This window comes from Aquimarina agarilytica ZC1, assembly GCF_000255455.1.
Lineage (GTDB): Bacteria > Bacteroidota > Bacteroidia > Flavobacteriales > Flavobacteriaceae > Aquimarina > Aquimarina agarilytica.
Genome location: NZ_JH621265.1, coordinates 1 through 6,700, shown reverse-complemented (window position 1 = coordinate 6,700; position 6,700 = coordinate 1). Strand labels below are relative to the sequence as shown.

The following is a 6,700-nucleotide window of genomic DNA, read 5'->3' as shown; positions in this document are numbered from 1 at the left end:
TGGTAGTTGGTAGTTGGTAGTTGGTAGTTGGTAGTTGGTAGTTGGTAGTTGGTAGTTGGTAAAATTGTTTTTTATTTTTTTGCTTTTACTTAAATTAACCTCATTTTTATCAAAAATTTACTAACCTGTATAAGACCTAAAATAAAGACTTACACCCCTCTTCTAAATTCGCTTAGTAATATAGCTGTTGCTGTAGCTACATTTAAACTTTCGGTTTGTTGTATAACTCCAAAACGAGGTATAGCAATTTTCTGGGTGATCTCTTTTTCAATGGTCGCACTTATTCCATTAGCCTCATTACCCATAATTAATAAACCTTTTTTAGGAAGTGTAGCTTGGTATACATTTTCACCATCCATAAACGCACCTATAACAGGTACATCCGCCTCTTTAATATATCCGCTAATAGAAGTATAAATTACAGAAATCCTAGTTAATGATCCCATAGTTGCCTGAACTACTTTTGGATTGTAACAATCAACAGTTTCATTGGAGCAAATTAATCGCTCCACACCAAACCAATCACATAAACGAATTATGGTTCCTAAATTACCGGGGTCTTTTACATCATCTAAAACAACTTGCAAACCTTCATGCTTTACTTCTGTTTTAGCAACAGGGATTTCAAAAACAGCAACTGCTTTTTGAGGAGTAGTTAAAAATGACAATTGAGATAATTCTAATTCCGAAACCACTTGTCTTTTTTTCTCTTCTATTTCATGAAACAAATGAACTTCTGCGTTAAGCACAAATAAATTTTTTAACACATAATGTGTATTTAAAAACTCTCTAATTACTTTTATCCCTTCAACAACAAATAATCCATGCTGTTTTCGATATTTTTTTTGCTTTAAACTACGTATTAGTTTCTTTTGGTTTTTGCTAACCATACAAATAATGTACATTTGATTCCAGTAACTACACTCAAGTAATTCATTGAATCGATTTTTTACAAAAATATCACTTATTCTGGTACTACAACTTATTATTTTAAGTTGTAATACGGTAAAAAAAGTTCCAGAAAATAATCACCTACTTACTCAAAACACCATTCTGGTCAATGGCGAAAAAACTAAAAACAAAAAACTTTATAATTATTTAGTACAACAACCCAATAAACGATTATTAGGAATCCCGATTAAATTAGGCATTTACAATTTAAGTAAAGAAAATGCGGATTCTATTTACATAGAAAAGTTAAAAAACAATCCTAAAAAAAGAACCCGTTTAACCAAATTACTTTCAAAAAAACAAGTCAATAGACTTGTAAACAGAAAAATAAATTTTAATGATTGGTTAAAAAAAACAGGAGAAGCTCCTGTCATTGTTGACAAACAAAAAATAGAAAAATCTCAAAAAAAACTTGAAGCCTACTTTTGGAATAAAGGTTGGTTTAATGTTTCTTCAACCCATAAAATTTCACCTAATGATAGCTTAAAAGCTAGTGTTACCTATAATATTACTACCCGAATCCCATATGAAGTGGATAGCATTGGAGTTCGTATAAATTCGGCAATAGCAGATTCTATCTATAAAAAACACCAAAATAAATCACTGCTAAAAACCGGAAAACAATACAATACCATTGAACTTGAAAATGAACGAAATCGAATTACAAAACGCCTACGCAACGAAGGCTTATTTCATTTTGAACGCGATTTTATCAAGTTTGAAGCTGACACTATTAATACTAATAAAAAAGTAAACCTTACGCTAGATATAAAAAATAGACCCGTTACTTTTAACGACTCTATTTCACAAATACCCTTTAAAGTACACTCCATTAGCAAAGTAAATATTTTTACCGATAGTGCTATAAAAAATAAATCAAAAAAACCGCAAGATAGCACTAGCTACAAAGGCTTTGAGTTATTTAGCTATGATAAGCTAAAGTTTAAGCCCAAAGCAATTACGAATGCCGTTTTTCTTACTCCAAACACCATATACCGTGATAGTTTGCGAACGCTCACCTATAATTCCTTAAATAGTTTAGGTGTATTTAAATACCCAACAATTACTTTTTTGGAAGATCGTCGAGACCCTAAAGGTGAAGATTTAATTGCCAACATATTTTTAACACCCCGAAAAAAATATGCCATTGGCTTCAACTTCGATGTTTCTACATCCATTATTCAAGATATTGGTTTAGGTTTTGGAGGCTCATTATTAATTCGGAATGTATTTCGTAGAGCAGAATCTTTCGAAATTTCGGCACGTAGTAATATAGGATCTTCAAAAGATGTCGCCGATAGTGATGAGAAATTTTTCAATATTTCGGAACTAGGCCTTGACGCCAAACTAAGCTTCCCTAGAATCCTATTTCCTTTTGGAACCGATAAAATCATAAAAAAATCAAGCGCTCCCCAAACAAGTATTAATATTGGTATTACTACACAACAAAACATAGGTTTGGACAAAGAAAGTGTTTCGGGTATTTTTAGATATAAATGGAAACCTAATAGACGCTTATCCAATCAATTTGATCTTTTTGGCTTACAATATGTTCGAAACTTAAATGCCGAAAACTATTTTAATGTATACCAAAACTCATATAATAGACTAAACGATATAGCTAAAAATATTCTTCCAACAGATAGTTCCTTTTTTAATGAAGATTCAAATTTAGAAATACCTACAGGTGCCGACCAATTCATAAACAGTGTCATCAGTGGAAACACAACAATTAACAATTCACAGTTTAGAGAGGTAAGTAGTATATCCGAACGTAAAAACCGACTTACCGAGGACAACCTTATACTAACAACTAGTTACAGCCTAATTAATGATACTCGTAAAAACCTATACGACGAAAACTTTTCTCGCTTTCGTTTAAAAATAGAAAGTGCCGGTAGCTTTTTGTCAACCATAGCCAGTATTACAAACCGAAAAAAGAATGAGGACGGCAACTTTGATCTTTTTGGAGTGGAATTTTCTCAGTTTATCAAATTTGAATCAGAATATATAAAACACTGGGATTTTGGAGATAAAAACATTTTGGCTATTCGTGGTTTTGGTGGTGTTGCTTTTCCATATGGCAACTCCAATTCTATTCCTTTTTCACAAAGTTACTTTGGAGGAGGATCAAATGATAACCGTGCCTGGACTCCTTATGACTTAGGGCCTGGTAAAAGCGGCGGTCGTAATGAATTTAATGAAGCAAATTTTAAGTTAGCATTCAATGCCGAATATCGCTTTAATATCGCAGGAGCATTAAACGGCGCTTTATTTACCGATGCTGGAAATATTTGGAATGTTTTAGATCGTTTTGAAGATGAAGAAGATGTTACTTTTTCGAGCATTAAAGATTTATCCGAAATAGCACTCGGCGCTGGCTTAGGAATGCGTTATGATTTTAGTTTTTTTGTATTACGCTTGGATGCTGCCTGGAAAATTTACAATCCGGCAAGGATAGATACCAAACCTTGGTTTTCCGAAATAAACTTTTCAAAAACAGTATTTAATGTAGGTATCAATTATCCTTTCTAACTAAAAATCACCATATCACCCTCCCCTTTTAAAGAAAAAGAAGCTCTTTTTTCAAGTCATCAGAATATAGTCCTTATTACCTACTAACCTTTAATTAAGCACACCTAATAGTTCAACTGGGTTAAAACTGGATTACTAAATGCTTTTTTTCAATAGAAATTCATTACTTTTATGCCCTTATAACAAATAAAAAAACTGATGAGTCATAACATTAAACCAGGAGTAGTAACCGGAGACGATGTACAAGCGTTATTTAAATATGCTAAGGATAAAGGCTTTGCAATGCCTGCTGTAAACGTAATTGGATCAAATACAATTAATGCAGTATTGGAAACTGCTGCTGAATTAAATTCACCTGTTTTTATTCAATTCTCTAACGGTGGAGCACAGTTTAATGCAGGAAAAGGTCTTTCTAACGAAGGTCAAAAAGCTGCTATTGCTGGTGCTATTGCTGGTGCAAAACACGTACACTTAATGGCAGAAGCTTATGGCGTACCTGTAGTAATGCACACAGATCACTGTGCTAAAAAATTACTTCCTTGGATTGATGGATTACTTGATGCTGGTGAAGAGTTTTACAAGCAAACGGGTAAGCCATTATATTCTTCTCATATGATTGATCTTTCTGAAGAGCCATTAGAAGAAAACATTGAGATCTGTAAAACATACCTTGAGCGCATGAGCAAAATGGGAATGACATTAGAAATAGAATTAGGAATTACAGGTGGTGAAGAAGATGGTGTTGACAACAGTGATGTTGATGTATCTAAATTATACACACAACCTGAAGAAGTTGATTACGCTTATACTGAATTAAGTAAAGTAAGTGACAAATTTACTATTGCTGCAGCATTTGGTAATGTGCACGGAGTATATAAGCCTGGAAATGTAAAACTAACACCGAAAATTTTATTAAATTCACAGGAGTATGTTACTAAAAAACATGGAGTAGAAAAAAATCATATTGATTTTGTATTCCATGGTGGTTCTGGATCAACAGTTGAAGAAATTAGAGAAGCTATTGGATACGGTGTAGTTAAAATGAATATTGATACAGATTTACAATTTGCTTTTTGTGATGGTATCCGTGACTACATGGTTGATAACGAAGCTTATTTAAAAACTCAAATAGGAAATCCTGAAGGAGCAGCAGAACCTAACAAAAAACACTATGACCCAAGAAAATGGTTACGTGTTGGAGAACAAACATTTGTAACACGTTTAAAGAAAGCTTTTGCTGACTTAAATAACGTAAATACATTATAAACCCAAGCGGTTTTAATTTGTATTTGTAACCTATACTTTAAAGAAAAGTCAGACTAAGCCTATTGATTACCTCATGTAAATGAGCATAAATCAGTTAAAGCTTACTAGTCTGACTTTTTTGACAATTAATTTTAAACAACAACTATGGCTTGGTTTAAAAGAAAAGAAAAAGGAATACAAACTCCTACTGAAGAAAAAAAAGATGTACCTAAAGGACTTTGGTACAAATCCCCTACCGGAAAAGTTATTGAGGCTAAAGAGCTTGAAAAAAACTTTTACGTAAGTCCCGAAGATGGCTATCATGTCCGAATTGGAAGTGCCGAGTACTTTAACATTATGTTTGACGACAATGATTTTAAAGAACTTGATAAAAACATGACTTCTAAGGATCCTTTAAAATTTGAGGATAAAAAGAAATATACCGATCGCTTAAAACAAGCACAATCCAAAACAAAACTTAAAGATGCTGTTCGTACTGCCGTTGGAAAATCCAATGGTAACGAACTCGTTATTGCTTGTATGGATTTTGCTTTTATTGGAGGATCAATGGGTAGTGTTATGGGCGAAAAAATAGCGCGCGCTATTGATTATGCTATAGCACACCAACTCCCTGTAATGATTATTTCAAAATCAGGTGGCGCACGAATGATGGAGGCTGCGCATTCATTAATGCAAATGGCTAAAGTTTCTGCTAAGCTAAGTTTATTAGCTAAAAAAGGACTTCCATATATATCACTATGTACCGACCCTACAACAGGAGGAATCACCGCTTCGTTTGCCATGCTAGGAGATATTAATATTGCCGAACCTGGTGCTTTAATTGCTTTTGCAGGACCTCGTGTTGTTCGTGATACAACCGGAAAAGAACTTCCTGATGGATTTCAAACATCTGAATTTTTGCTTGAGCATGGATTCCTAGATTTTATTGTTCACAGAAAAGATTTAAAAAACAAAGTAAACAATTACTTAAATCTTATTTTAAATAGATCTTTAGTTACTGTTTAACTGCATTGAATATTTTCTGAATTAAATTCATATTATAAAACCATTTTCTGTATTAGAAAATGGTTTCTTTTTTTTCTAAAATACATACATTCCCTGCTAGATTTATACCTGTAGCTAAAAATGAAAATAACTGCATAGCACTCCGCAACAGCTCTTTTAATTAAAATCTAGCTAATCGCATTAAATCATCAATTTCTTTTACTGTATTTTCAAACAGCAAATGATATAATTAAATTATATTGCAGATCATTCTATTTAAACATATCAAATGCGAATTATATATTTAGTACTAATTTCCATATTACTCTTTTCTTGCAAAAAAGACACTAAAAATCCTCAAGGTGCAATAGATCACCAAAAGTCAACTACTTTAAAAACTGACCAATATAAAATTGAAGGAGCCTTCAAAAAATTTAAAGACAGTACCATGGTCGGCCTATTCATTAACAACGACATTGTTGATTCTACGTATATAATTAATGGAAAGTTTCAATTTGAAGGGGACTTTACAGAAATTACCGATGCTAGAATTTTAGTTAAAAAAACTGACTTCTTTGCCGATTTTTGGATTGAAAACGGAATTATTACACTTAAAAACGAATCTAGGAATCGCTTAAACACCGAAATATTAGGAGGCAAAGTACAAACAGAAGAAAATAGTTTAACCGAAAAAATAGTTGCTGTTTCCAAAAAACGTGATAGTATATATAAAATTTTATCAAACCCAAATACCGATTTAAAAATAAAGAACGCCTCCAATGCTTATTTAAAGGTAATACAAGAAGAAGAAAAACAAGTCTGCTTTTCTTTTTTAGATACCCATCCTAACTCCGTTGTTAGCATGCGATTATTAAACATTTTTAAAGGAGTTTGGGAAAAAGATATTATACGATTTTAATTTAATATTTTCGCATAAAAGCATTAATATAATGGTGATTGCTAG

5 protein-coding genes are annotated in these 6,700 nt (G+C 32.5%); 4 read left to right on the top strand and 1 reads right to left on the bottom strand.

Going from position 1 to position 6,700, the window contains the following annotated elements:
- Positions 1-149: 149 nt before the first annotated feature.
- Positions 150-890 carry a TrmH family RNA methyltransferase gene (locus tag KQA_RS0211460; protein WP_010181261.1) on the bottom strand — a complete coding sequence of 247 codons (741 nt, stop codon included), beginning with the start codon at positions 888-890 and terminating at the stop codon, positions 150-152.
- Positions 891-936: 46 nt separating this feature from the next.
- Between KQA_RS0211460 and tamL the strand changes: the two genes are divergently transcribed.
- The 4 genes from tamL (at position 937) to KQA_RS0211440 (ending at position 6,655) form a co-directional block, all read left to right on the top strand.
- Positions 937-3,486 carry a translocation and assembly module lipoprotein TamL gene (gene tamL / locus KQA_RS0211455; RefSeq protein ID WP_010181259.1) on the top strand — a complete coding sequence of 850 codons (2,550 nt, stop codon included), beginning with the start codon at positions 937-939 and terminating at the stop codon, positions 3,484-3,486.
- Between the two features lie 198 nt (positions 3,487-3,684).
- Entirely contained in the window at positions 3,685-4,752 is a 1,068-nt protein-coding gene (gene fbaA / locus KQA_RS0211450) for a class II fructose-bisphosphate aldolase (protein ID WP_010181257.1), read from the top strand.
- Between the two features lie 144 nt (positions 4,753-4,896).
- Positions 4,897-5,757: an acetyl-CoA carboxylase, carboxyltransferase subunit beta gene (accD, locus tag KQA_RS0211445; RefSeq protein WP_010181255.1), complete on the top strand. Its 861-nt coding sequence runs from the start codon at positions 4,897-4,899 to the stop codon at positions 5,755-5,757.
- 268 nt (positions 5,758-6,025) lie between these two features.
- Positions 6,026-6,655 carry a DUF4369 domain-containing protein gene (locus tag KQA_RS0211440; protein WP_010181253.1) on the top strand — a complete coding sequence of 210 codons (630 nt, stop codon included), beginning with the start codon at positions 6,026-6,028 and terminating at the stop codon, positions 6,653-6,655.
- Positions 6,656-6,700: the final 45 nt, after the last annotated feature.

Bases quoted from the DNA above. Each gene is read 5' to 3' on its own strand.
- accD (WP_010181255.1), top strand. From the start codon at position 4,897: ATGGCTTGGTTTAAAAGAAAAGAAAAAGGAATACAAACTCCTACTGAA.
- fbaA (WP_010181257.1), top strand. From the start codon at position 3,685: ATGAGTCATAACATTAAACCAGGAGTAGTAACCGGAGACGATGTACAA.
- KQA_RS0211460 (WP_010181261.1), bottom strand. From the start codon at position 890: ATGGTTAGCAAAAACCAAAAGAAACTAATACGTAGTTTAAAGCAAAAA.
- KQA_RS0211440 (WP_010181253.1), top strand. From the start codon at position 6,026: ATGCGAATTATATATTTAGTACTAATTTCCATATTACTCTTTTCTTGC.